Below are 22,614 nucleotides of genomic sequence, written 5' to 3' on the forward strand. Positions count from 1 at the left end.
TAAAACACGCCGCCACCCCCCTCCCCCCCCCCCCCCCCCCCCCCCCCCCTCCCCCCCCCCCCCCCCCCCCCCCCCCCCCCCCCCCCCCCCCCCCCCCGCCCTCGGGCGTTTCACGCCCCGGACGCGAAACCGGCGGTGTCGAGCGCGAACCCGAACGGCTCCGGGAGGTCCAGGGGCTCGCCGAAGGACACCGTCCGCCGGGCGCGGTAGCCGTGCGGCGAGGGGCCGGAGAAGCAGGTGGACTCCGCGCCCTGCACGTCCACGACCAGGCGGCCGTAGACCTCCAGCTTCTCCTGCCAGTCCGCGTCCCGGGTCGACACGGAGGTGAACTCCGCGACCAGGGAGAGGGCGGCCCCGTCCGCGCTGCGGCCCTCGGCTGCGAAGGCCGTCCCGTCGGCCACGAAGAGGGAGGGCCCGTAGGCGCGGCCGGCCGACGGGAACCGGAACAGGATCGGAGCGGCGTCCGCGACGTGGCCGTCCGGGGCGTGGGCTTCGAGCTGTCTGCGCATGGCACGCAGACAGCGCGCGGAACGCAGTTCGGGCCACGGCGGCACGATGATCTTCCCGCGGATGAGCTCGGCCTTGAAGCCGTCCGGCGTGTCCCTCTCCTCGACGGTGCGCAGAACGTCCTCGAACACCGGCTGCGACGAGCCCCCCGGGGTGGCGTCCCGCTCGGCCATGGTCATCACCGTCGTCCTTTGCCGGGCCGGGTGTGCGTGCCCTGCCCAGGCTGGGGGTGCAGCGGCCCCCGTGCCCGGATACGGGCGGAGCGCCACCCTTGCGGGGGGCGGCGCTCCGGACCGTGCGGTGGCGGTCATGGCGCCCGGTCTTCGGGACCGCCCGGGTCGGGGCGCCGCGATTTGTTTCACTGGGGGCATGAGCGACCTCTTCGTGAAGATCTGCGGTCTGAAGACCGCGCACGACGTCGACGTGGCCGTGGCCGCCGGCGCCGATGCCGTCGGCTTCGTCTTCGCCGCGGGCAGCCCCCGTACGATCGGCGCCGCCGAGGCCCGGGAGCTGGCCGCGCGGGTCCCGGACGGGGTGCTCACGGTCGGCGTGTTCCGCGGCCAGTCGGTGGAGGAGGTCCGGCGGCTCACCCAGGAGAGCGGGGTCCGGGGCGTGCAGCTGCACGGCGACGAGGGCCCGGAGTTCTACGAGGCCCTGCGCGCCGAGGGCCGCACCCTGCTGCGGGCCACCGCGCGGCGGGTGGAGCGGTGCGGGGAGTACGGAGAGGACCTCCTGCTGATCGACGCCCCCGACCCCGGCTCCGGCAAGCCGTGGAACTGGGCCGCCGCGGAGTTCACCGCCCCCCGCGGGCACTGGCTGCTGGCCGGCGGCCTGAGCCCGGACAACGTCCGCAAGGCCGTGGAGACCACGGGGGCGTGGGGCGTGGACGTGTCCAGCGGTGTGGAGCGGGAGCGCGGCGTGAAGTCCCCGGACCTGATCCGCGCCTTCGTGGCCGCGGCCCGCGGCTAGCGCGGCAGGGCGGGCCCGGCGCCCCGGGGGGCTCGGCGTCCCGGGTGTTCGACGACGCCGGGCGCCCGCGCGCCCACAGGTTCACGCTCGCTGACAAGCCGGTCCGCGGCTGGCTGAAAGTCGATGGTCCGGCCGTGCCGACCGGACGCCCGGTCGAGGGGTCGACGGCGGCTCCGCCCGAGCGTGCGGGCGGCTGCTGCCGGGCGCAGTGGCGGGGCAGTAGGGGGAGGTACGGGCCCGGAACTGGTCGTTCGGACGGGCCCGGCGGGTGGGGGGACGAGGGGGAGGTGGGGGAGAGGAGGGGAGGTGGGGGAGAGGAGGGGAGGTGGGGGAGAGGAGAGGAGGGGAGGGTGGGGGTCAGGCGGCGTCGCGGAAGTGGGCCAGCAGGGCGTCCGCCTCTGCGGTGTTGCCGGAGATGGTGTCGAAGGCCAGCTCTTCGGGGACGGCGGAGCCCCACAGCCAGCCGTGGTGGCAGCTGAAGCAGAAGATCAGCTCGAACAGTGGCTCGTGGGTGGCGCCGTACGCCCGCAGGCCCCAGCCCGGCGCGAAGCACAGGCGGGGGTCGCCGGGAGGCATGGACGAGATCAGCTCAAGGGAGTCGGCGGCCTGTCGGCCGGTCCAGCGGGTGACGACGGGGCCGCTCATGGGTTCGCCGTAGCGCTCGGGACGGGTGGTGAGGCGCACGACTTCTACGACGGCGGTGGCGGCGACGGCTTCGGCGGGGAGCTGCATGGGGGCAGTTTCACCGCCGGATCCATATTTACGCCATAGCCGGCTGCGTGGCCGGCGGGGCCGTGGCCGGAATTGCACCCGGGTCGGCGTTCAGGTCCGTCAGCATCTGTCGGGTGAAGCCGAAGAAGTACGTGGCCAGGAACCCGACCAGGTAGCCGACCGCCAGACCGCCCGCGTAGATGGCGATGGTGAGGCCCATCCCGGAACGGCCGTCGAGCAGCGGGAACAGGGCCCACCCGGACGGTCCGATGGCGGTGGAGCCGAAGGCGACGCCGAGTTGGTTGAACAGGCCGATGAACGCCCCGCCGGCCGCTCCGCCGACGCAGGCGGTGACGAAGGGCCGGCCGAGCGGCAGCGAGACCCCGTAGATCAGTGGTTCGCCGACCCCGAGGAAGCCGGCCGGGAGCGCGGACTTGATCGTCGTGCGCAGGCTGCGGTTGTGCGGGAGGCGGCAGTAGACGGCGACGGCGGCGCCGACCTGGCCCGCGCCGGCCATGGCGAGGATGGGGAGGAGGACGGTGTAGCCGGTCTGCTCGATGAGGGTGGTGTGGATGGGGATCAGGGCCTGGTGCAGGCCCAGCATGACCAGCGGGAGGAAGAGGCCGCCCAGGACGAGGCCGGCGAAGGAGCCGCCGGTGCGCAGCAGCCAGGTGGCGAAGGCGCCGATGCCGGCGGAGACCTCCCCGGCGGCGAGCATCAGGCCGAAGAGGGCGACCAGGCCGGCGATGAGGACGGTCAGTGTCGGGGTGACCAGGTTGTCGAGGGCTTCGGGGACCCAGGTGCGGCACCACTTCTCGATCTGGACGGCGAGGAGGGCGGCGGCGAGGGCGCCGAGGACGCCGCCCTGCCCGGGGGAGAGGTGGTGGCCGAAGGCGTCGATCTTCGCGACGCCGGGGAAGACGATGATCGCGGCGACGGCGCCGCCCAGGACGGGCGTGCCGCCGAACTCCTTGGCCGTGTTGTGGCCGACGAAAACGGCGATCAGGGACATGAAGCCGGACGCGATCGCGGCGAGCGCCGGGACGGCGCCGGGCAGCCAGCCGGTGTTGGTGAGCAGGCCGTTCAGGCCGGCGATGATCCCGCAGCCGATGAGGGCCGGGATCAGCGGGACGAAGACGTTCGCGATGCGGCGCAGGGCCAGTTTGGCGGGGGTGCTGTTCTTGGCCTTCCGGGCCTGCTTGAGGGCGGCGCCCCGGTCGGCGAGCTCCGCGGCGGTCACCGGGGTCCCGGCGCTGCCTGCCGCCGCCGCCCCGGCGGCCGTTGCCGGGCGGGCCCGGCGGGCCTGCGCCACGAGCGCCTCGAACTCCGGGGTGATGCGGGCGACGGCCCCCGGCCCGAGCACGATCTGGTACGTGTCGTCCTCGACGACGCCGAGGACGGCGGGCAGTGCCTTCAGGGCGTCGTCGTCGACGCGGGAGCGGTCGCGCAGGCCGATGCGCAGGCGGGTCATGCAGTGCGCGATCGAGGTGATGTTGTCCGGGCCGCCGACCAGGGGCAGGATCGCGGCGGCTGTGGCGCGGTGCTTGTCTTCGGGCATGGGCGGTCGCCTTCGTCGGGGGCGGGCGGTACGGCGGCGGTGGCGGGGACGGGCGGTCGGCGGCAGACGCTCAGCGGCAGGGCGAGCGTGCGGCGGCAGACGCTCAGCGGCGGGCGGTCAGCGGCGGGTGGTGGCGGCCTCCGCGAGGGCCGCGCGGAGGTGGCCGCGCGCGGCGGACAGCAGTCCGGCCGCGGCCGGGCCGTCGACGCCGCCGAGGATGACGAGGATGGCGGCCTTCACCTCGCCGCCGGTGGCGGTGAGCGCGGCCTCGATCTCCTCGTCGCCGGCTCCGGTGGCCAGGGCCACGATGCGGCGGGAGCGGGCGCGCAGCTTCTCGTTGGAGGCGCGCAGGTCGACCATGAGGTTTCCGTACGTCTTCCCGAGCCGGATCATCGTGATGGTCGAGATGAGGTTCAGGACGAGCTTCTGCGCGGTGCCGGCCTTCAGCCGGGTGGAGCCGGTCAGCAGCTCCGGCCCGACGACGACCTCGATGCCGTGCTCGGCGGCCGCGGCGAGCGCGGAGCCGGGGTTGCAGGACAGGCCGACGGTGAGGGCGCCGCGGGCGCGGGCGAAGTCGACGGCGCCGACCGCGTACGGGGTGCGGCCGGAGGCGGAGACGCCGATGACGGTGTCGTCCCTGGTCAGCTCCAGGGCGGTGAGGTCGGCGGCGGCGAGCTCGGCGGAGTCCTCGGCGCCCTCGACGGACCGGAGCACGGCGGCGGGGCCGCCCGCGATCAGGCCGACGACCTGGCCGGGGGCGGTGTTGAAGGTGGGCGGGCACTCGCTGGCGTCGAGGACGCCGATCCGGCCGGCGGTTCCGGCGCCGGCGTAGACCAGGCGGCCGCCGCGGGCCATGCGGGCGGCGATGGCGTCGATCGCGGCGGCGATCCGGGGCAGCTGGGCGGCGACGGCGGCCGGGACGGCGGCGTCCTCGGCGTTCATGGTGCGGGCGATCTCGAGGGTGGTCCGGCGGTCGATCTCGGCGAGGTCGGGTCGGAAGGCCTCGGTGGTCAGCCCGTCGAGCTGGGCACGGAGCCCGGTACGGGGGTGGTCGGAGTCGGTGGCGGCGTCGGCGGTCACAGGCCGTTCTCCTGACGGGCGGGCGGTGGGCGACGAGGTGCTGCCCGGTGCGGCCGGCCACGGCGGCCGGGCTGAAGGTCTACTTCGCGGCCTCGCTCATCCCCGAAATGTATTTTCGACTCCGGAACAGGGTCAATACGCCATAAGGCTCCTGAACCAGTGGAAAACCAAACAATCCAGAACAAATGAGGGTCTTCGCCAGCGGGCCGGTCGGGGTTCACAATGGGCGCATGGACCATGCAACACCCCTGGAGCAGGCGTTGCACGCCGCGCGTGCCCTCGTCCTCGCCGATCTCGTCGCCGGCCAGGTCGCCGAGGCCGATGTCGTCTCCCTCGTCGAGGACTCGGTCACGCACCGCCGGTGGTGGGTGGAACAGTGGCCCGAGGGCGTCGACTACCTGGCCGGGCTCGTGGCCCAGGACGTGCAGGACGCGCTGCTGGAGAAGTACGGCCGCTGGCCGCTGTGCCCGGTCTGCTCGCACGGCGACCCGCACGCGCTGGACGTGGAGCCGGAGTTGGGGCCCGACCCGCACTGGGTGTGCGCCAAGGCGGGCGTGAAGGTCGCCGCGGTGGGCGGCCTGGGTCCGGTCATCGGCCCGGGCGGCTTCGGCGGAAGCCTGTGAGCGGCCGGTGACGCTCTACATCGACCCGCCGACGTGGCCGGGCCACGGCCGCATGTGGTCGCACCTGATCAGCGACGTCTCGTACGAGGAACTGCACGCCTTCGCGGCCTCGATCGGCTGTCCGCCGAGGGCCTTCGACGGCGACCACTACGACCTGCCCGAGTCCCGGTACGCGGACGCGGTCGCGGCGGGCGCGGTGGAGGTCGGCAGCAAGGAGATCGTCCGCCTCCTGGTGAAGGCCGGCCTCCGCCGCCCGAAACACCGCCCGGCGTAGTTCCCGATCCACGGTGACGGCCAGTCATGTGCCCGGCGGGCGGTGGTTCACGTACCCCTGGCGGTCAGCCCGCGGTGGGTGAGCGTTCGGCTGCCCCTGCGGCGGGGGCCTGGGCGGTGGTCGGGCGGGGCGCGGTCGAGGAGGCGACGACGCGGGTGGGGCGGGGTGGGGTGCGGCGGTCCAGGCGGAGGGCCAGCAGGGTGAGGGCGATCGCGGTGACCGTCATGGCGGCGCCCGCCCAGGCGGTGGCGGCGAAGCCGTGGCCGGTGTCGATGACGGTGCCGCCGAGCCAGGGGCCGCCCGTGTTGCCGAGGTTGAAGGCGGCGGTGGTGGTCGCACCGGCCAGGGTCGGGGCGGCGCCGGCGACGTTGAACATGCGGGCGTTGAGGGCGGGGGCGGTGAAGAAGGTCGAGAAGCCGATCAGGAAGGACAGGGTGACGGCGGCCACGGCCACCGGGGCCAGCAGCGCCAGCGCGACGAGGAACGCGGTCGAGGCGGTGACGCCCCACAGCATCACCCCGAAGAGGTGCGCGTCGGCGTAGCGTCCGCCGGCCGTGGTCCCGGCCAGGGCGCCCAGCCCGAACAGGACGAGCACCCACGGCACCCAACCGGAGTCCAGGCCGGCGACGTCGGTGAGCAGCGGGGACAGGTAGCTGAAGGCGCAGAAGACGCCGCCGGCGGCCAGGGCCGTGATGCCGATGGACAGCCACACCTGGCGGTCGCGGTAGATGCGCAGCTCCCGCCGGAGGCCGGGCCGTTCGGCGGGCAGCGGGATCCTCGGGACCAGGGCGAGGATGCCGGCCAGGGCGACCGCGGAGGCCCCGCCGACCGCCCAGAACGCGGAGCGCCAGCCCAGGTGCTCGCCGAGGAAGGCGCCCAGCGGGACGCCGAGGACGTTGGCGATGGACAGTCCGCCGATCATCACGGCCATGGCGCGGGCCCGCTGGTCCTGCCGGACCATCGCGATGGCGACGGCCGCGCCGACCGCCCAGAAGCCGGCGCAGGCGAGGGCGGAGACGACGCGGGAGGCGAAGAGCAGCTCGTACGAGGGGGCGAGTGCGCCCGCGACCTGACCGAGCCCGAAGAGGCCGATGAGCGAGATCAGGGTGGTGCGGCGGGGGAGCCGCAGGGTGGCCACGGCCAGCAGCGGCGCGCCGACGACCATGCCGATCGCGAAGGCGGAGATGAGCAGGCCGGCCTGCGGGATGGTCACGCCCATGTCCTCGGCGATGGGCGGCAGGAGCCCCGAGAGCATGAACTCGCTGGTGCCGAGGGCGAAGACGGACAGGCCGAGGACGTACACGGCGACCGGCATGCGGGTGGTTGTGGGTGTGGGTGTGGGTGCGGATGCGGCGGTGGGGGTGGGGGTGGGGGCTTCGGGCATGTCCTTCACGAACCCGGCCGAAGTGGATCTCATTCCCCGTGCGGGGGCACCGGGCCTGTCAGGTCGGCGAGTTCCGCGGCCAGGTTGCGGCGGGCCCGGGCCTCCCACTGCGCGGTGCCGTGCGGGGTGCGGAAGAGCCGGGGCAGGTCCAGGAGCTGGCGCAGGACGGCGGCCCGGCCGGCGCGGAAGGCGTCCTCGGGGACGAAGCCGTACTCCTCGCGGACGGCGGCGACGTAGTCCGCGTACGCGCCGGGGTCGCCGGCGAGGACGGCGAGGTCGGCGTCGCAGAGCACCTCGCCGTTGGTGTCGCCGGGGGCGGGGTCGTGGGTGACGGTGAGCCGGACGAGTCGGGCCACCTCGGCGGTGCGGGGTCCGGGCACGCCGAGTTCGTGCAGGGCGCGCTCGGCGAGGGCGGCGCTGCGCTCCTCGTTCTCGGAGCGGTCGGGACGGTAGACGGCGTCGTGGAACCAGGCGGCGAGCTCGACGGCGGCGGGGTCGGCGGCGTGCGGGGCGAGGACGTCGATCCGTTCGAGTACGTCGGCCAGGTGCGCGGTGGTGTGGTATCGGCGCTGAGGCTCCGCCCAGGCGGCGAGGAGGCGGTCGGCGTAGGGGGCGGGGTCCCGGTCGGCGGGGGCACCGGCCGAGGCGGCGGTGGCGTGCCAGCGGTCGCGCAGCCGGGCGGTGGCGGGGGCGGCGGCCGTGGGGGGCTCCGCGGCGGTGTCGGCGGTCGTGTCCCTGCCCGGGTGCGTGTCCCTGTCCATGTCCATGCGGACATTGTGGGGTGGCGTGAAGGTGCTGGTGAAGGGTGGGAACGGCCCGTACCCTGGATATTGGACTAGACCTATTTTTCCTATCAGCAGTCTTCCCGAGGAGTGGGCCCAATGAGCAACCGTGCAGTCCTGGAGGTGATCGCCCTCGACGTGGAGGACGCGGTCGCTGCCCGGGCCGGTGGGGCGGACCGACTGGAACTGGTCAGCGACATGGCCGCCGACGGGCTCACCCCCTCGCGGGAGACCTTCGCCGCGATCAGGGCGGCGGTCGACATCCCCCTGCGCGTGATGCTCCGGGCGGCGGACGGCTTCTCGGCGGGCTCGGCCGAGGACCTGGACCGGCTCGCCGCGCAGGCGCGGGCCCTGCGGGCGGAGGGGGCCGAGGAGTTCGTCCTCGGATTCCTGGCCCCGGACGGCGGTCCGGACCTGGCCGCCGTCGAGGCGGTCACGGCCGAGCTGGCCGGCTGCCGGTGGACGTTCCACCGGGCCATCGACCGGGCCGCCGACCGCGACCAGCTGCGCAAGGCGCTCGCGGACCTGCCCGGGCTGGACACGTACCTGACGGCCGGGTCGGCGGCCGGCGTCGAGGAGGGCCTGCCGGTGCTGCTGGCCGAGGCGGCGCGGCGCGGCGAGCCGGGGTACGGGGCGCGGCTGCTGGTCGGCGGGGGGCTGACGCTGGAGCACCTGCCGGTGCTGCGCGGGGCCGGGGTGGACGGCTTCCACATCGGGGGCGCGGCCCGGCCGCAGGGGTGGGCCCGCCCGGTCTCGGCGGCCGCCGTCGCAGAGTGGCGTGCCGCCCTGTCCTGACCGACCGGCCCCGGGGATCCCGGCTCCGCCGGGCACCGGGCTCCGCCCGGACCCGCGCCTCACACGCCGGCGGGGCTGGATCGGCCGGCCCCGGCCTTGAGGGCGCGGCGGTGAGGACGTGCCGGGCCGCGCCGCACGTGCCGGTGTCAGGGGGCCAGGGTCAGGGCCGGGGGCAGTGGGGTGGCGTGGAGGGCGGTCAGGCCGGAGACGGCGCGGGTGAGGCACACGTACAGGCGGCGCAGGCCGGTCCGCTCGTCCGGTTCGCCCGCGACGATCGCGGCGGGCTCGTCCAGCACGACGTAGTCGTACTCCAGGCCCTTCGCGAGCGACGCCGGTACCAGGGTGAGGCGGGTCCGGGCGGTGGTCTCCTCACCCGGTGACAGCCAGGCCAGCCCGGCCGCCTCCAGGGCCCCGGCCAGTTCCGGGATCCGGGCGTCGGCGGCGATCAGGCCGATGGAGCCCTCCCGTGCCAGCGAGCGCCGGCAGGCCTCCACCACCGCGGTGGCCAGTTCCGCGGCCTCCGGGACCGGGGTCACGGCCAGCGAGCCCGGTGTCTCGCGGACGGACGACACGGCCGCCAGCCCCGGGGAGATCGACGGCAGCAGCCGGGAGGCGTACGCGATCACCTCGCGCGGCACGCGGAAGCCCGCCGTCAGCTCCTCCAGCGCCGCCTCCGGCTTGCCCAGGTGGCCGAGGGCCTCGGCCCAGTCGCGGGTGGCCCACGGCGTGGTGCCCTGCGCGAGGTCGCCCAGGACGGTCGCGGAGCCGGTGGTGCAGCGGCGGCCGACCGCCCGGTACTGCATGGGGGACAGGTCCTGGGCCTCGTCGAGGACGACGTGGCCCAGCGAGGGCGTGCGCTCCACCTGGTCGGCGGCTTCGTCGATCAGGACCAGGTCGGCGGGCGACCACTTCGCGGACTTCACGCTCCGCGCCGGCTTGGCCCACAGCAGGAGCCGCTGCTCCTCCTCCGACAGGATCCCGTCCGCATGGGCGGCGAGGAACTCCGCGTCGGACAGCAGCCGCAGCACCAGCTTCGCGGGGTCCACGGCCGGCCAGACGGATTTGACCAGGGCCTTCACGGCGGCGTTGCGTGCGACCGCGTCCTGTACCCGGTCGTCGGGGGCCTCGCCGGCCTGCTCCATCCGGACGAGCACGGCGTGCGCGACGCGCTGCGGCAGCGCGTTGTGGGCGGCGCCGTAGCGCATGTCCCGCGCCTGCAGCTCGGCCACGATCTCCTGGAGCTCGTACGCGGGGACCCGCCACCGGCGCGAGCCGCGGACCACCATCAGGGGTTCGGCGGGCTCGGTGACGTGCGAGCGGACCGCCCGGCGCAGCACCTCGGCCATGCGGGCGTCGCCCTTGACGACGGCGGTGGCGGCGGCGTCGGCGCCGCGGACCTCCAGGCCGTCGCGGGTGACCAGGTCTTCCACGGTGGCCTGCTTGACCTCCAGCTCGCCCAGCGCGGGCAGGACCTGCTCGATGTACTGGAGGAAGGAACGGTTCGGGCCGATGACGAGGGTGCCGGTGCGGGCGAGCCGCTCGCGGTGCGCGTACAGCAGGTAGGCGACGCGGTGCAGGCCGACGGCGGTCTTCCCGGTGCCGGGGCCGCCCTGGACGCAGACGGAGCCGGACAGGCCGGAGCGGACGATCTCGTCCTGCTCGGGCTGGATCGTGGCGACGATGTCGCGCATCGGGCCGACGCGCGGCCGTTCGATCTCCTGCTGGAGCAGCTTGCTGACGGCGGCCGCCTCGGCGGGGTCGGAGAGGTGCTCGTCCTCGTAGGCGGTGAGCTCGCCGCCGGTGTAGCCGAAGCGGCGGCGCAGGGCGACGTCCTGCGGGTCCTTCTTGGAGGCCCGGTAGAAGGGCTGGGAGACGGGGGCGCGCCAGTCGATGACCATGGGGTCGCCGTCGGCGTCGTGGACGTGGCGGCGGCCGATGTAGAACTGCTCGCCCTCGGCGCCCTCGGCGAGTTCCGCGCCGGGGGCGTGCTGGTAGTCGAGGCGGCCGAAGAACAGGGGCGTGTGGGCGAGGTCGGCGAGGGCCTTGATGCGGTCGTCGATCTGGGCCTGGAGGACGACCGCGTTGACCCAGTTCGCGGTGACGTCGCGGATGTCGAGGGCCTCGACGTCCTCGCGCATGGCGCGCAGGGCGGCGCGGGAGGCGGCGAGGTGGGCCTGCTCGCGGGCGAGGGGGTTCGCCTCGGTGGCCGCTGCGGGGGCCTGCGCGTGCGCGGCTGCCTGCGCGGGGGCCGGGGCGGGGGCGGGGGCGGCGGGCTCGGGGGCGTGCGCGGGCACGGGACTGCCTCCAGCGGCTGGTCTGCGGGTCGGTTGCGTGATCGGTTGCGCGGCCGGCGGGCCACGCGTGCCCGCCGGTTCCGTCCGGTGGGCGCTCTCCCCGATACGGCGGCGGGAGGCGGCAAGAGCGGAGATTGTAGTCAGCGGCCCTGCGCGGCGCGAGCGGATTTCCCGGGCCGGAGGTTCGGGGCGGGCCGTGCACCGTCCGGGTGTCGTACCCGGAGGTGTCAGACCTCGGAGTGGGCCCTAGGGGACGGCATGGGACGCAAGGAGGAGGCGGGGGCCCCGGGGATTCCGCCCCGGGAGCGATGCGCCGGAGGGGGTCCTGCACGCACCATGGAGACATGAGCACCGCAACCTTCACACCGGTCCACGGTGGCCGCCCGAGCGGCGCCACTGCCACTTCCGAACACCACCACCGTCACATCGTCGGCAACGTCCTGCGCGCCGTGAAGGTCTTCGCCGCGGCGGCCGTGAGCGTCGTCGTCTTCGGCGAGTACGGCGAGTACGGCGAGGACCCGGGCGTCATACGCCGCTGACCGGACGGCGGAGGCCGGCCCCGCTGCCGCGCCCGCCGTCCGAGCCGGTTCCGTTTCGGCGCAGGCCGGCATCCCGGCCCGGCAGGCCCGCGAGGCCGCCCCGCTGGCCGGATACCGGTGGACCCCGCCCGGTGATCCATTAGGGTCACGCCCGTGATCCGGCGTCTGCACCCCCTGCTTCCGCTCCGCTCGCCGTCGCCCCTGGCCGGCGTGCTGGCCACGGGCTCGCTGCTCGCGCTGGGTGCCCTCTGCATCGCCCTGCGCATTCCGGTTGCCGATGCCCTCGGCGACGCCGTCGCCGGGATCCCGGGGACCGAGTGGCGCCCGCCCGCCGTCTACCCGCCCTTCGCTGCGATCCTGTTCACGCCGGCCGCGTGGCTGCCGCCCGGTGTGCTCAAGGCCGTCTTCGTGCTCGGAAACGCAGGCCTGCTCGCCCTGCTGGTCCTGCTGTCCTGCCGGCTCGCGGGGCTGCGGGCCCGGCCGGGCCCGGTCCTGGCCGCCACCATCGTCGGGCTGTGGGCGGAGCCGCTGTTCCAGGGACTGCTGCCCGGGCAGGTCAACCTGGGGCTCGCCTGCCTGGTCCTGTGGGACCTGGGCCGCCGCGAGGCAGCCCTCGGCAAGGGCTTCGCGCTCGGTACGGCCGCCGGGATCACCCTGGCTCCGGCGGTGCTCGTCCCGTACCTGCTGCTGACCGGGCGGGTCCGGGCGGGGCTGACGGCGCTGGCCGCGTTCACCGGCACCGGGCTGCTCGGGCTGCTGGTGCTGCCGCAGGAATCCGCCGAGTTCTGGGACCGCCTGCTCGGCAGCGCGGGCCCGGCGCTGCTGCTGTACTGGCCGCACCTGTGGGTCTGGGCCGTCCCCCTGCTCGCCTTCCTGCTCCGGGCGACCCGCGCGCCCGCGCCCGTACCGGGTCCGGCGCCCGTATCCGGACGACCGGCGGCCGGGCCCGTCCGGACGGGCGGGCCCGCGCGCGGCGGTGTGCGGCCGCCCGCCCGGCCGGCGGTGCGGCCGCCGGCCGTCCGGGCGCCGGGTCAGTCGCCGGCCAGCAGCTCGTCGGCGTCCATGATCCGGTAGGCGTAGCCCTGTTCGGCCAGGAACCGCTGCCGGTGCGCGGCGAAGTCCTGGTCGATGGTGTCGCGCGCGACGACCGAGTAGAACCGGGCCTCGTGGCCGTCCGCCTTCGGCCGCAGCACGCGGCCCAGGCGCTGGGCCTCCTCCTGGCGGGAGCCGAAGGTGCCGGACACCTGGATGGCGACGGTCGCCTCGGGCAGGTCGATGGAGAAGTTCGCGACCTTCGACACGACCAGCACGCTGATCTCGCCCTCGCGGAAGGCGTCGAAGAGCTTCTCCCGCTGCGCGTTGGAGGTCTCGCCCTTGATGACGGGCGCGTCCAGGTGCGCACCGAGCTCGTCGAGCTGGTCGATGTACTGCCCGATGACGAGGGTCTGCTCGCCGCGGTGCTTGCGCACCAGGGCCTCGGTCACCTTCCGCTTGGTGGCCGTCGTCGCACAGAAGCGGTACTTCTCCTCCGTCTCGGCGGTCGCGTACGCGAGCCGCTCCGACTCGGTGAGGTTCACCCGGACCTCGACGCAGTCCGCCGGGGCGATGTAGCCCTGCGCCTCGATCTCCTTCCACGGCGCGTCGAAGCGCTTCGGCCCGATCAGCGAGAACACGTCGGACTCCCGGCCGTCCTCGCGGACCAGGGTGGCGGTCAGGCCGAGCCGCCGCCGGGCCTGCAGGTCGGCGGTGAACTTGAAGACCGGCGCGGGCAGCAGGTGCACCTCGTCGTAGAGGATCAGGCCCCAGTCGCGGGAGTCGAACAGCTCCAGGTGCGGGTAGACGCCCTTCCGCTTGGTGGTGAGGACCTGGTAGGTGGCGATGGTGACGGGCCGGATCTCCTTGCGGGTGCCGGAGTACTCGCCGATCTCGTCCTCGGTCAGCGAGGTCCGCCGGACCAGCTCGTGCTTCCACTGCCGGGCCGAGACGGTGTTGGTGACCAGGATCAGCGTGGTCGCCTTGGCCTTGGCCATGGCGCCCGCGCCGACCAGAGTCTTGCCGGCGCCGCAGGGCAGCACGACCACGCCCGAACCGCCGTGCCAGAAGCCCTCCACCGCCTGCTGCTGGTAGGGGCGCAGGGCCCAGCCGTTCTCCTCCAGCTCGATGGGGTGGGCCTCGCCGTCCACGTACCCGGCGAGGTCCTCGGCGGGCCAGCCCAGCTTGAGGAGGGTCTGCTTGATCTGGCCGCGTTCGGAGGGGTGCACGGCCACGGTGTCGGCGTCGATGCGGGCGCCGACGAGCGGGGCGACCCGCTTGGACTTCAGGACCTCCTCCAGGACGGGCCGGTCGGTGGTCGTCAGCACCAGGCCGTGCACGGGGTGCTTGGAGAGGGTGAGGCGGCCGTAGCGCGCCATGGTCTCGGCGACGTCGACGAGCAGGGCGTGCGGGACGGGGTAGCGGGAGTACTCGACGAGCGCGTCGACGACCTGCTCGGCGTCGTGCCCGGCGGCCCGGGCGTTCCACAGGCCGAGCGGGGTGATCCGGTAGGTGTGGATGTGCTCGGGCGCCCGCTCCAGCTCGGCGAAGGGCGCGATGGCACGGCGCGCCGCCGCGGCGAGCTCGTGGTCGACCTCCAGCAGGAGGGTTTTGTCGCTCTGGACGATGAGGGGCCCGTTCACACACGTCCCTTTCCGGCGTCGGGTGGCCGCCCGGGCGCGGACGGCCAAACCTCCAGTCTGCCGCATCGCCGCGCGGCCGGGGTGGTTCCACCGGCCGCCGGCTGCCCGGCCCGGCGGGAATTCGGTGGCAGGAGGCGGCGAGCAGGTGCCTAGGGTCGGGACATGAGTGATCAAGAAGCGTTCGTGCCCGGTGATTTCGACGTGCCCCTGGAGCTGGTCGGGGAGGGGTTCCGGCTGGAGCCGCTGGGGGAGCAGCACAACGAGCGGGACCTGGCCGCCTGGGGCGGCAGCATCGAGCACGTGCGGGCCACGCCGGGGTTCGAGGGGCGGGGGTGGCCGCCGCCGGCGGGGATGTCCGCCGAGGACAACCGGCGGGACCTGGCCCGGCACGCGCGGGACTTCGAGGCCCGGACCGGGTTCACGTACAGCGTCCTGGACGGCGACGAGGTGATCGGCTGCGTGTACGTCTACCCGGCGAAGGAGGGCGGCAGCCCGCGGCCGGTGCACGTCAGCTCCTGGGTGCGGGCTGACCGGGCGGCGCTGGACGGGCCGCTGTACGAGGCCGTCTCCCGCTGGATCGCGGAGGTCTGGCCGTTCGAGCCGGGGCGGGTGGTGTACGCGGCCCGCTGAGCGGTGGGGGAGACGGCCGGGCGGTGTCCGGTACGGCCGAAGGGGCCGGCACGCCACGGCGTGCGGGGCCCCTTCGGGGTGTCCGTGCGGATCAGGCCTGGGCCGCGGCCTTGCGGCGGCGGGCGCCGAGCCAGACCGCGGCGCCACCGGCGGTGACCAGGGCCGCGGCCAGCGCGGAGTACAGGCCGGTGTTGGAGTTGGCGCCGGTGCTGGCGAGGGAGCCGGAGGAGCCCGTGGTGCCGGTGGTGGTGCCCCCGGCAGCGACGGTCGTCGAGGCGGACGCCGACGGCGAGGCCGACGCGGAGGCGGACGGCGACGGGGAGGCGGAGGTGCTCGGGGACGGCGACGGGGACGACGTGCCCTGCGCCGGGGCGAGGTCGATCTTCCCGCCCTGGATCCCGGTGAACGGGTAGGTGTTGCCCTCGTTGAGGAAGACGTCGGTCGCCATGGTGAACGCGGTGGCCTTCGTCAGCTTCGACTTCGGGCCGAGCTTGATCTGGACGCGGGTGGAGCGCTCGCCGGAGGCCGCGCCGAAGCCGTTCGCGATGACCGGCAGGGTGAACTTGCCGGAGTCGGCCTTGGCGTCCTGCCACTTGCCGTCGGCCTGCGTCCGCACCTGGAGGTCGGCCGAGTCGAGCTCCGGGGAGCCCAGCACCAGTCGGGAGCCCAGCGCGGTGTTGAACTTGCCGTCGCCGGTGGCGACGTACTTCACGTTCAGCTCGCGGCAGTCGGGCGCCGTGCTGCCCTCGCAGGCGCCGATGCCGTCGATCCAGGTCTTGAACTCGCCCACCTTGATCACCGGGTCCTTCTTGAAGGTGAGGGAGGCCTCGCCGTCCTTCGCCAGCTCGGTGTCGGACGTCGACGACGCGCGCAGCTCGAAGTCGCCGAGGTTGGTCGGGTAGCTCGCGCCGAGACCGACGGTGACCTTCCAGGTCAGCTTGCCGCCCGCCGGTACCTCGAAGCCGCCGGTCTTGCCGGTCGGGTGGAGCACGCGCTGCCAGAGGCTGTTCTTCTGGAGGACGGCGGACTCCGACACCGGGGTGTCGCCGACCGCCTCGACCTGGAAGGTCACGTCGTTCTGCTGGAGCGGGCTCGGCCCCTTGGGGACACCGCTGATCGACGGGTGGAAGGCGCGGACCTTGTCCGAGGGGTTGGTCACCGTCAGCTCGAAGGTCCCCGGCGTCCCGCCGGGCTTCAGCTGGCCGCTGGGCGCCGGGGCACCCATCGTGATCTTCAGGTCGCCGCCGTCCTCGGCCGGAGCGGCGAACGCCGACAGCGGCATGAGGGCGGTGCCGGCGACCGCGGCGACCACTGCGGCAGCGGCAGCGGCGCGGACGGGGCGACGGACGGCGGTGCGAGCGGACATGGCGGATTCCCCCCAAGGAACGGACGGGCCGGCGCTCCGCGTGGAACGGGCGCCGGCGGAAGGCGACGGGAAGTGCGCGTGACGGGCGCGGCAGAATGCCGGGCCCGTCGGAGAAGGCGATGCAGCTGGTGCAGATGGTGGTGGGTGTCAAGCGCGGGCCGGTGCTGCTGTCTGCTCTGCTTCTCCCGCTTCCCCTCGGCCACTGCTGTGATCAACTGATCTTCACATAATGCCTAGGGGCGACGCATCCCCCGTGTGTCACTGCTGTGCAACAGTACCCCGGGCACATCCCCCACCCCCTCTGAACTGTGCTAATAGGTATGGGAGGCTCCGCTTTCCGGCCCGTCCGGCTACGCCCCGAGGTGCGTCAGCGGACCCGTCGGATAGGGCGTTTCCGCAGGCAGGAGCGCCCGCGCCGCAGCATCGTCGCCAGCCCGCACCAGGGCGTGGATCTCCCGGGCCAGCGGCGTCACATCGCGGATGGAGACCGTCCATTCGTCCGCGTACGCCCGCGACGCAGGCCCGGACAGGCCCAGTTGGAGCGAGCGGTACGGCAGCGGGTTCAGGTGCAGGTCCCGCTCGGGGTCCCACTGGACGCGCGCGGGGGAGTCGCGCAGGGACCGCTGCCAGGTCTCGCGGTCGGCGTGCGGGCCGGGCTCGTAGTGCGACAGGCAGGCGCGGCGCAGCGCCTCGTCGAAGCCCGCGCGGGTGATCTCGACGGCCAGGACGGTCTCCTGGTCGGTCTTCGTCGCCCAGCCGCAGCGGTACATCATCCACAGGAACGACGGCTTGATCCAGGTCATCCGCTCCCGCTTCCAGGCGGGCGGGAACCGGCCGTCGCGGGCCGCCGGGAGGCCGAGGTGGGGCGCGTACGCCTGGTAGACGGTGACCGTGGTGTCGGTGTGGGCGGCGCGGACCTGCCGGTGGGGCGCCGTCTGCGCCTTCCGTACCTCCGGGGCCCGCGAGGGCGTGCTGTCGGACATGGCATCAGCCTGCGTCGTAAGCACGCGCGTTGGCCAGTGGTTTTCCCCCGGCCGCCGCGACCGCGACCGCGACCGTGACCCGCGTCCCGGCGCCCGGCCCCGGCTACAGGTGTTCCTCCTCCAGTTCCGCGACCCCGGTGATGCGGTGCAGGGCGTACGTCCGCACCTCGTCGGCCGTGTGGTCGTACCCGGTGACGAAGCCGCCCTCCACCCGCACCGGGGCGATGACCCGCTGGCTCGCCGCGCCCTCCGCGTTGACGTAGCCGATCCACACCGACGATCCGGTGAGCGCGGCCGCCTGCACCGTCGCCAGGGTCTCCGCCGCGCTGGTGCGCGGGAGTTCGCCCGGCGCGGGGGCCGAGTCCGCGCACGCGCCCGCCGCCGCGCCCGCCGGCTCCTTGCGGACCGCCGTCGCCGCGTGGTCGCCCGCGCGGATGGCCCGTACGGCCGCCCCCAGCAGGGTCTCGTCCGGCACCGGCGGCCCCTCCGGCACCGGTACGGGCTTCGCGCGCGCCGGGGTGCGGCGGGCATCGGCCCGGGCCACGAGCACGTCGCCGGTGTGGGACTCGGCGGCCGGGGCGTAGCCCATCGCCCGCAGCCCGTCGAGCAGGGCGGTGGGGTCGGCCTGCGCGGCCAGCACGGTCGGGGCGAGGCGCCGCAGGCCGAGCCCGGCGGACCGCTTGTCGGCCAGGATCTCGTTCAGCATGCCGTCGTCGTCGCAGCGCACGTACGAGGACGCGGCCCCCACCCGCAGGTGGCCGTGGCGCCGGGCCACGTCGTCGATCAGGTACGTCAGCGGCTGCGGGACCGGGGTGATGCTGTGCTCGACAAGGAAGGCGTGCAGGTCGGAGGCGGTTCGCCCGGCGTCCAGGGCCCGCCGGACCGAGCCGGGCGTGAACCGGTAGACCGTCGCCCCGCCCTTGGACTCCACTTCGGCCAGCACGGCCAGGACCTCGCCGAGGGGCCGGCGCAGCGGCCCGGGCGCCACCGCCGTCAGGTCGGCCTGGAGCAGCACGTGGTCGACCGGTTCGGGCAGCAGTGGGGCCAGCAGTGGCGCCGGGTCCCGGTGTTCCAGCACGGCGCGGCCGGGTGTGGAGAGCGCGCCGCGGCCGGTGACGCCGAGCACCTCGGCTTCGGTGAGCGTGAACCGGGCGAGGCGGGCCCGCAGTTCGCTGGTGCCGCGGACCGGCCGCTCCCAGGCGAGCCGTTCGAGGAGGACCTCCGGGTCGGGGGCGCCGCCCTCGGGCAGGGCGGCGAGGAGGTCGAGGACCCGGCGGCGCACCTCGGGGGCGCCGGAGCGGTCGAGCCCGGGTCCGAGGGCGGCGAGGGAGCGACCCTTGGGGTCCTGTTCGCCGACCGTGCCGGCGGTGCGGGTGGCCGACAGCCAGGCCGTGGCGAGGGTCGACCAGCGCTCGGCGGGCGGGAGTTCGAGCCAGTCGTCGAAGGCGGGGGTGGGGGCGTACCGCTCGTCGGCCTCGCCGTCGCTGGCCAGCAGCCCGGCGGCGTAGGCGAGTTCGACCCAGAACGCGGCGGTCGGCTCGTCGGCGTCCAGGGTGGCCGCGGTCCGCTTGAGGTCGCGTACGGACAGGCCGCCCGCGCGCAGTACCGGGGGGCCGGCGTGTTCCCAGGACTTCACCAGCTCCTCGACGGTGGCGAGGGCCGCCAGGGCCTGCCCGGCCGCGTTGGCGTCCACAAGCTGTGGACGGTGCTCGCGCTGCGCCGTCACCTGCGGTGCGAGCGGCTCCGGGGTGCGGTGCGCCAGACCGCCGCGCAGGTACAGGGCGACCTCGCGCGGCAGCACCACCGTCCGCGCCGTCGCCGGCAGCAGCAGCCCGCGGTCGCGCAGCCAGCGCACCGGCGGCGCCGGGTCCGGGGTGACCTCCCCGTACGGGGGCCCCCACACCAGCCGGTCCAGCACCTGCAGGGCCTCCGGCGGGGCCGCCGCCAGCAGGGCCGCCATCCGCGCCGGGTCGGTGAACAGGCCGGTCAGCGCCGTTACCGCCGACACCGGGTCATGGGTGGCGGGCAGCCCGACCGCCGCGACGATCTCCTGCACCCGGGTCGGGGACATGCCGGCGGTGGCCTCGGCGACGGTCGGCCCGAGGCCGGTCGGCGAGGGGCGGGAGGCGGAGGGCGCGAGGAGTTCGCGGGCGGTGCGGACCAGGCGCAGCCGGTCGTCGTCGCCCCATACCAGGGCCTGGTCGCGCAGGGCGGCGACGGCGCGGGGCAGCTCGGCGCGGGTGCCGTTGTCCGTGGGTGCGGGGGCTCCGGTGTCGCCCGGGGTGTGGGTGCCGGCCAGCAGCGACTCCAGGACCTCGTACGGGCACGGGTCCGGGGCCACTGCCAGGGCCTCCGCGGTCTGCAGCGCGAACCGGTCGAGCCGGTCCAGGGCGCGCACCACCGACGCGCGGGTCCCGGCCCGCGTCGCCAGCTGCGTCACGTCGCCCGGCACCGGGGTGAGGAGGTCCGGGCGGGCGTGCAGCAGGGCTGCGAGCGCCGCGTCGTCGCGGGCGCGCAGCGCCTCGGCGAGGGAGCGCGGGGCGCTGCTGCTTGCTGTGGCGCTGCTCGGCTCAGGCACGGTCGCCTCCTGGTCGCGTCGGCCGGTCCCCATCCGGCCAACGGTATCCGCTGCGCCCTCGACGGCTCCACGGGCCGCACGCGCTACCTTTCGGAAGGGCGGTACGGGGCGGTACGGGAGGAGCCGGGCATGGGGATCGAGAGCGACCACCTCGTCTACGAATATCTGAGCCGTGTCGGGGACTTGGCGCAGCAGCGGCAGATGCCGTCCGGTGACCGGATGCGCCTGGTGGCGGGGCTGCGGGACGAGATCGACCGTCGGCGCGCCAAGTACGAGCCGGAGACGCCGGACGCGGTCCGGCACATCCTGCGGCGGATCGGCGCGCCGGAGGACGTCCTGGACGGCGCCGGCGCGCCGTCGGGCGAGGACGGGGCGTCCCGGGCGGAGGCGGGGGCGGTCCCGGCCCAGCGGGCCCCGCGCCGGGGGGCGCCCGCGGCGGACCGGGCCGAGCCCGACTGGTGGCGCGTCACCCCGAGCCCGTACGGCGGTGCGGCGCAGGGGCGGGGGCCGCAGGTGGAGGGCTTCACGGGCGGGATCGAGATCCCGGAGCTGTTGACGCACCCGGAGGGCCGCGAGGAAGCGGAAGCGGGGGCGGAGGACGGGAAGCGGCCCGGCGGGGCCACCAAGAACACCAAGGACGCCGAGGCCGCCGGGGAGGCCGCGCCGAAGCAGACCCTGGCCCGCTACGTGCGGGAGCGCCGGCGCGCGAAGAAGGAGGCCGCCGCGGCCCCGGAGGCGGCCCCGGCCAAGGCCCCGGCGGCGGCGCCGCGTCCGAAGCCCCACGCTCTCCTCCTCCTGGCCGCGGCCGTCCTGGTGGCCGGGGTGGTGACCGGCTTCTGGCTGCTGCTGATCGGCGGCTGGGTGCTGGCGTACGCGTCCCGGGTGCTCGGGCCGACCGAGCGGAAGGCGGTCGTGTTCGGGCTGCCGGGGGCGGTGTTCGCCGGGGCGGTGGTCTGGCTGTGGGGCCGGCTGGAGGGGCGCTGGGGCGAGCCGCTGACGGACGAGGGGCTGGGCGGCGTCTTCCAGGGCATGTGGCCCTGGCTGGCCCGCGGCGCGGCCCTGGCCTCCGCCGCGTACCTGATCTGGCGCGCCCGCCGCCGCTGACGCCCTCCCGGCCCCGGCCTCCCCTCGCGCCAGGTGGGGCCGTCGCCGTGCGGGGCCCGCGTTCCCGGTCGGGGCGGGGTGTTCGCCCGGGGTTCGGGGTGGGGTTGCGGGGGGTTCAGTTCCGGGCGGGGCCGGGTCGGCAGAATGGGGTGCATGACCTCCGAGACCTCCGTGCCCGCCCCGCTGACCGTCGGCTTCGACCTCGATATGACGCTCATCGACTCGCGCCCCGGCATCCGTGCCGCCTACCAGGCGCTTTCGGCCGAGACGGGGACGTTCATCGACGCCGACGAGGCGGTCACCCGGCTCGGGCCGCCGCTCGAACAGGAGCTCGCCCACTGGTTCCCGGAGTCGCGGATCGAGGCCATGGCCGACCGGTACCGGGAGCTGTACCCGGCGTACGCGATCGAGCCGACGCTGCCGATGCCCGGTGCCCGCGAGGCCGTCGCGGCCGTGCAGGCGCTCGGCGGCCGGGCGATCGTCGTCACCGCCAAGCACGAGCCGAACGCCCGCCTCCACCTTGACCACCTCGGCATCCGCGCCGACGCGGTGATCGGCTGGCTGTGGGCCGAGGCCAAGGCGGAGGCGCTGCGGGCGTACGGGGCACAGGTGTACGTCGGCGACCACGTCGGCGACGTGCGCGGCGCCCGGACCGCGGGCGCGCTGTCGGTCGCGGTCCCCACGGGCCCGTGCCCGGAGCCGCAGCTGCGGGAGGCGGGCGCGGACGTGGTGCTGCCGGACCTCACCACGCTGCCGGACTGGCTGGCGGAGTACGTCGGCAACGGGCGGGCGGCCGTGGCGGCGCAGGTGGGCTGAGCGGGGCTCGGCGCTCCGCCGCTCAGCGCTCCGACGGGGCCGCCGGCGACGAGGCCCCCTGCGACGGTGCCGTCGCCGCGCGGGCGGCCCGGCGCTGGGCCGCCGCCGAGCGGAGCACACCGGCCGCGGAGATCGCGAAGCCGACGCCCATCAGCATGCACACGGCCCATGCGTACGACGGCAGCGGCTCGGTGTGGAGGAACAGCGGGGCCATCGTCGCGAGGGTGGCCACGGCGCCGAGGACGAAGACGATGCCACCGGCCCGCACGAGGCCGTCGCCGGGCCGCGGTTCGTCGGTGTGAGGAGTAACAGTCACCCGACCAGGGTAGTTCCCTGGCCTGAGCAGCCGACAGCGAGAAGAGCCGGCGAAGGACCGGGGATCGTCTTGTCACCTGCCCATCGCCCACTAGCCTGGAGTCGGCGGGTCACCCATGGCCCGCTGCGCTGTTATCCGGAGCCGCCGAGGCGGCCGACCGGACCCGACGAGCAAGGACAGAGGACAGACGTGCCCACCGGCAAGGTCAAGTGGTTCAACAGTGAGAAGGGCTTCGGCTTTCTCTCCCGGGACGACGGCGGTGACGTCTTCGTCCACTCGTCGGTACTCCCGGCCGGGGTCGACGCGCTCAAGCCCGGCCAGCGTGTCGAATTCGGTGTCGTCGCAGGTCAGCGCGGGGACCAGGCCCTTTCGGTGACGGTGCTGGACCCCGCTCCTTCCGTGGCTGCCGCGCAGCGCCGCAAGCCCGACGAGCTGGCTTCGATCGTGCAGGACCTGACCACGCTGCTGGAGAACATCACCCCGATGCTGGAGCGCGGCCGCTACCCCGACAAGGGCCACGGCACGAAGATCGCCGGCCTGCTGCGCGCGGTCGCGGACCAGCTCGACGTCTGACGTTCCCCCGTGTCCCACGGTGCCCCGCCGCTCTCCCGAGTGGCGGGGCACCGCCGT

The 22,614-nt window shown here is 75.0% G+C and carries 22 protein-coding genes; 10 read left to right on the plus strand and 12 right to left on the minus strand.

The window, feature by feature from the left end; all coding sequences use genetic code 11:
• Positions 1-110: 110 nt before the first annotated feature.
• Entirely contained in the window at positions 111-686 is a 576-nt protein-coding gene (locus tag ACZ4VL_RS23280; RefSeq protein WP_468203067.1) for a Uma2 family endonuclease, read from the minus strand.
• A 190-nt stretch (positions 687-876) separates the two neighbouring features.
• Between ACZ4VL_RS23280 and ACZ4VL_RS23285 the strand changes: the two genes are divergently transcribed.
• Positions 877-1,476, plus strand: a complete 600-nt coding sequence (locus ACZ4VL_RS23285; protein WP_468203071.1) for a phosphoribosylanthranilate isomerase — start codon at positions 877-879, stop codon at positions 1,474-1,476.
• A gap of 357 nt (positions 1,477-1,833) precedes the next feature.
• On the opposite strand, the gene ACZ4VL_RS23290 is transcribed toward ACZ4VL_RS23285, so the two are convergent.
• The 3 genes from ACZ4VL_RS23290 to murQ all read right to left on the minus strand — a co-directional run bounded on the left by ACZ4VL_RS23290 (position 1,834) and on the right by murQ (position 4,825).
• Entirely contained in the window at positions 1,834-2,208 is a 375-nt protein-coding gene (locus ACZ4VL_RS23290; protein ID WP_468203074.1) for a hypothetical protein, read from the minus strand.
• Positions 2,209-2,236: 28 nt separating this feature from the next.
• Positions 2,237-3,745 (minus strand): PTS transporter subunit EIIC, encoded by a 1,509-nt coding sequence (locus ACZ4VL_RS23295; protein ID WP_468203081.1) that lies wholly within the window; start codon positions 3,743-3,745, stop codon positions 2,237-2,239.
• A gap of 117 nt (positions 3,746-3,862) precedes the next feature.
• Positions 3,863-4,825, minus strand: coding sequence for an N-acetylmuramic acid 6-phosphate etherase (gene murQ, locus ACZ4VL_RS23300; protein WP_468203084.1), 963 nt, complete (start codon positions 4,823-4,825; stop codon positions 3,863-3,865).
• 230 nt (positions 4,826-5,055) lie between these two features.
• Between murQ and ACZ4VL_RS23305 the strand changes: the two genes are divergently transcribed.
• A complete protein-coding gene (locus tag ACZ4VL_RS23305) occupies positions 5,056-5,448 on the plus strand; it encodes a hypothetical protein (protein WP_361094827.1) in 393 nt (130 codons plus the stop codon).
• 7 nt (positions 5,449-5,455) lie between these two features.
• A complete protein-coding gene (locus ACZ4VL_RS23310; RefSeq protein ID WP_452938946.1) occupies positions 5,456-5,722 on the plus strand; it encodes a DUF4031 domain-containing protein in 267 nt (88 codons plus the stop codon).
• Between the two features lie 64 nt (positions 5,723-5,786).
• On the opposite strand, the gene ACZ4VL_RS23315 is transcribed toward ACZ4VL_RS23310, so the two are convergent.
• Both ACZ4VL_RS23315 and ACZ4VL_RS23320 read right to left on the minus strand, forming a co-directional pair.
• Positions 5,787-7,037 carry a Cmx/CmrA family chloramphenicol efflux MFS transporter gene (locus tag ACZ4VL_RS23315; RefSeq protein WP_468203088.1) on the minus strand — a complete coding sequence of 417 codons (1,251 nt, stop codon included), beginning with the start codon at positions 7,035-7,037 and terminating at the stop codon, positions 5,787-5,789.
• Positions 7,038-7,135: 98 nt separating this feature from the next.
• Complete coding sequence (locus ACZ4VL_RS23320) at positions 7,136-7,867, minus strand: HD domain-containing protein (RefSeq protein ID WP_468203214.1); 732 nt, start codon at positions 7,865-7,867, stop codon at positions 7,136-7,138.
• 120 nt (positions 7,868-7,987) lie between these two features.
• On the opposite strand from ACZ4VL_RS23320, the gene ACZ4VL_RS23325 reads away from it, so the two are divergent.
• Positions 7,988-8,683: a copper homeostasis protein CutC gene (locus tag ACZ4VL_RS23325; RefSeq protein ID WP_468203091.1), complete on the plus strand. Its 696-nt coding sequence runs from the start codon at positions 7,988-7,990 to the stop codon at positions 8,681-8,683.
• 146 nt (positions 8,684-8,829) lie between these two features.
• Here the strand turns inward: ACZ4VL_RS23325 and ACZ4VL_RS23330 are convergent, their stop codons facing one another.
• The gene (locus ACZ4VL_RS23330; protein WP_468203217.1) at positions 8,830-10,821 is read right to left on the minus strand and encodes a HelD family protein; all 1,992 of its coding nucleotides are present in this window, start codon (positions 10,819-10,821) and stop codon (positions 8,830-8,832) included.
• Positions 10,822-11,321: 500 nt separating this feature from the next.
• Here ACZ4VL_RS23330 and ACZ4VL_RS23335 point away from each other — a divergent pair, with 500 nt between their 5' ends.
• Both ACZ4VL_RS23335 and ACZ4VL_RS23340 read left to right on the plus strand, forming a co-directional pair.
• Positions 11,322-11,516, plus strand: coding sequence for a hypothetical protein (locus ACZ4VL_RS23335; RefSeq protein ID WP_468203093.1), 195 nt, complete (start codon positions 11,322-11,324; stop codon positions 11,514-11,516).
• A 153-nt stretch (positions 11,517-11,669) separates the two neighbouring features.
• On the plus strand, positions 11,670-12,590 hold the full coding sequence (locus ACZ4VL_RS23340; RefSeq protein ID WP_468203096.1) for a glycosyltransferase 87 family protein: 921 nt from the start codon (positions 11,670-11,672) through the stop codon (positions 12,588-12,590).
• Here ACZ4VL_RS23340 and ACZ4VL_RS23345 read toward each other — a convergent pair.
• Positions 12,548-14,191, minus strand: coding sequence for a DNA repair helicase XPB (locus tag ACZ4VL_RS23345; protein WP_468203099.1), 1,644 nt, complete (start codon positions 14,189-14,191; stop codon positions 12,548-12,550). The genes ACZ4VL_RS23340 and ACZ4VL_RS23345 overlap by 43 nt on opposite strands.
• A gap of 162 nt (positions 14,192-14,353) precedes the next feature.
• On the opposite strand from ACZ4VL_RS23345, the gene ACZ4VL_RS23350 reads away from it, so the two are divergent.
• Entirely contained in the window at positions 14,354-14,821 is a 468-nt protein-coding gene (locus ACZ4VL_RS23350) for an N-acetyltransferase (RefSeq protein WP_468203102.1), read from the plus strand.
• A gap of 91 nt (positions 14,822-14,912) precedes the next feature.
• Here the strand turns inward: ACZ4VL_RS23350 and ACZ4VL_RS23355 are convergent, their stop codons facing one another.
• The 3 genes from ACZ4VL_RS23355 to ACZ4VL_RS23365 form a co-directional block, all read right to left on the minus strand.
• Positions 14,913-16,187, minus strand: coding sequence for a hypothetical protein (locus tag ACZ4VL_RS23355; protein ID WP_468203107.1), 1,275 nt, complete (start codon positions 16,185-16,187; stop codon positions 14,913-14,915).
• 350 nt (positions 16,188-16,537) lie between these two features.
• Positions 16,538-17,170, minus strand: coding sequence for a DUF4291 domain-containing protein (locus ACZ4VL_RS23360; RefSeq protein WP_468203111.1), 633 nt, complete (start codon positions 17,168-17,170; stop codon positions 16,538-16,540).
• A gap of 103 nt (positions 17,171-17,273) precedes the next feature.
• Complete coding sequence (locus ACZ4VL_RS23365; RefSeq protein ID WP_468203115.1) at positions 17,274-19,781, minus strand: helicase-associated domain-containing protein; 2,508 nt, start codon at positions 19,779-19,781, stop codon at positions 17,274-17,276.
• Positions 19,782-19,877: 96 nt separating this feature from the next.
• On the opposite strand from ACZ4VL_RS23365, the gene ACZ4VL_RS23370 reads away from it, so the two are divergent.
• Complete coding sequence (locus ACZ4VL_RS23370) at positions 19,878-20,852, plus strand: hypothetical protein (protein ID WP_468203118.1); 975 nt, start codon at positions 19,878-19,880, stop codon at positions 20,850-20,852.
• Between the two features lie 153 nt (positions 20,853-21,005).
• The gene (locus ACZ4VL_RS23375) at positions 21,006-21,668 is read left to right on the plus strand and encodes an HAD family hydrolase (RefSeq protein ID WP_468203121.1); all 663 of its coding nucleotides are present in this window, start codon (positions 21,006-21,008) and stop codon (positions 21,666-21,668) included.
• A gap of 22 nt (positions 21,669-21,690) precedes the next feature.
• Here the strand turns inward: ACZ4VL_RS23375 and ACZ4VL_RS23380 are convergent, their stop codons facing one another.
• Positions 21,691-21,984 (minus strand): hypothetical protein, encoded by a 294-nt coding sequence (locus ACZ4VL_RS23380; protein WP_468203127.1) that lies wholly within the window; start codon positions 21,982-21,984, stop codon positions 21,691-21,693.
• A gap of 189 nt (positions 21,985-22,173) precedes the next feature.
• Between ACZ4VL_RS23380 and ACZ4VL_RS23385 the strand changes: the two genes are divergently transcribed.
• Positions 22,174-22,557, plus strand: a complete 384-nt coding sequence (locus tag ACZ4VL_RS23385; RefSeq protein WP_125548056.1) for a cold-shock protein — start codon at positions 22,174-22,176, stop codon at positions 22,555-22,557.
• Positions 22,558-22,614 lie beyond the last annotated feature (57 nt).

The organism is Streptomyces sp. NPDC029014, assembly GCF_055564695.1.

Bases quoted from the DNA above. Each gene is read 5' to 3' on its own strand.
- ACZ4VL_RS23290 (WP_468203074.1), bottom strand. From the start codon at position 2,208: ATGCAGCTCCCCGCCGAAGCCGTCGCCGCCACCGCCGTCGTAGAAGTC.
- ACZ4VL_RS23280 (WP_468203067.1), bottom strand. From the start codon at position 686: ATGACCATGGCCGAGCGGGACGCCACCCCGGGGGGCTCGTCGCAGCCG.
- ACZ4VL_RS23350 (WP_468203102.1), top strand. From the start codon at position 14,354: ATGAGTGATCAAGAAGCGTTCGTGCCCGGTGATTTCGACGTGCCCCTG.
- ACZ4VL_RS23355 (WP_468203107.1), bottom strand. From the start codon at position 16,187: ATGTCCGCTCGCACCGCCGTCCGTCGCCCCGTCCGCGCCGCTGCCGCT.
- ACZ4VL_RS23295 (WP_468203081.1), bottom strand. From the start codon at position 3,745: ATGCCCGAAGACAAGCACCGCGCCACAGCCGCCGCGATCCTGCCCCTG.
- ACZ4VL_RS23285 (WP_468203071.1), top strand. From the start codon at position 877: ATGAGCGACCTCTTCGTGAAGATCTGCGGTCTGAAGACCGCGCACGAC.
- ACZ4VL_RS23335 (WP_468203093.1), top strand. From the start codon at position 11,322: ATGAGCACCGCAACCTTCACACCGGTCCACGGTGGCCGCCCGAGCGGC.
- ACZ4VL_RS23365 (WP_468203115.1), bottom strand. From the start codon at position 19,781: ATGGGGACCGGCCGACGCGACCAGGAGGCGACCGTGCCTGAGCCGAGC.
- ACZ4VL_RS23320 (WP_468203214.1), bottom strand. From the start codon at position 7,867: ATGGACAGGGACACGCACCCGGGCAGGGACACGACCGCCGACACCGCC.
- ACZ4VL_RS23315 (WP_468203088.1), bottom strand. From the start codon at position 7,037: ATGCCGGTCGCCGTGTACGTCCTCGGCCTGTCCGTCTTCGCCCTCGGC.
- ACZ4VL_RS23305 (WP_361094827.1), top strand. From the start codon at position 5,056: ATGGACCATGCAACACCCCTGGAGCAGGCGTTGCACGCCGCGCGTGCC.
- ACZ4VL_RS23330 (WP_468203217.1), bottom strand. From the start codon at position 10,821: ATGCGCGAGGACGTCGAGGCCCTCGACATCCGCGACGTCACCGCGAAC.
- ACZ4VL_RS23360 (WP_468203111.1), bottom strand. From the start codon at position 17,170: ATGTCCGACAGCACGCCCTCGCGGGCCCCGGAGGTACGGAAGGCGCAG.
- ACZ4VL_RS23375 (WP_468203121.1), top strand. From the start codon at position 21,006: ATGACCTCCGAGACCTCCGTGCCCGCCCCGCTGACCGTCGGCTTCGAC.
- ACZ4VL_RS23325 (WP_468203091.1), top strand. From the start codon at position 7,988: ATGAGCAACCGTGCAGTCCTGGAGGTGATCGCCCTCGACGTGGAGGAC.
- ACZ4VL_RS23370 (WP_468203118.1), top strand. From the start codon at position 19,878: ATGGGGATCGAGAGCGACCACCTCGTCTACGAATATCTGAGCCGTGTC.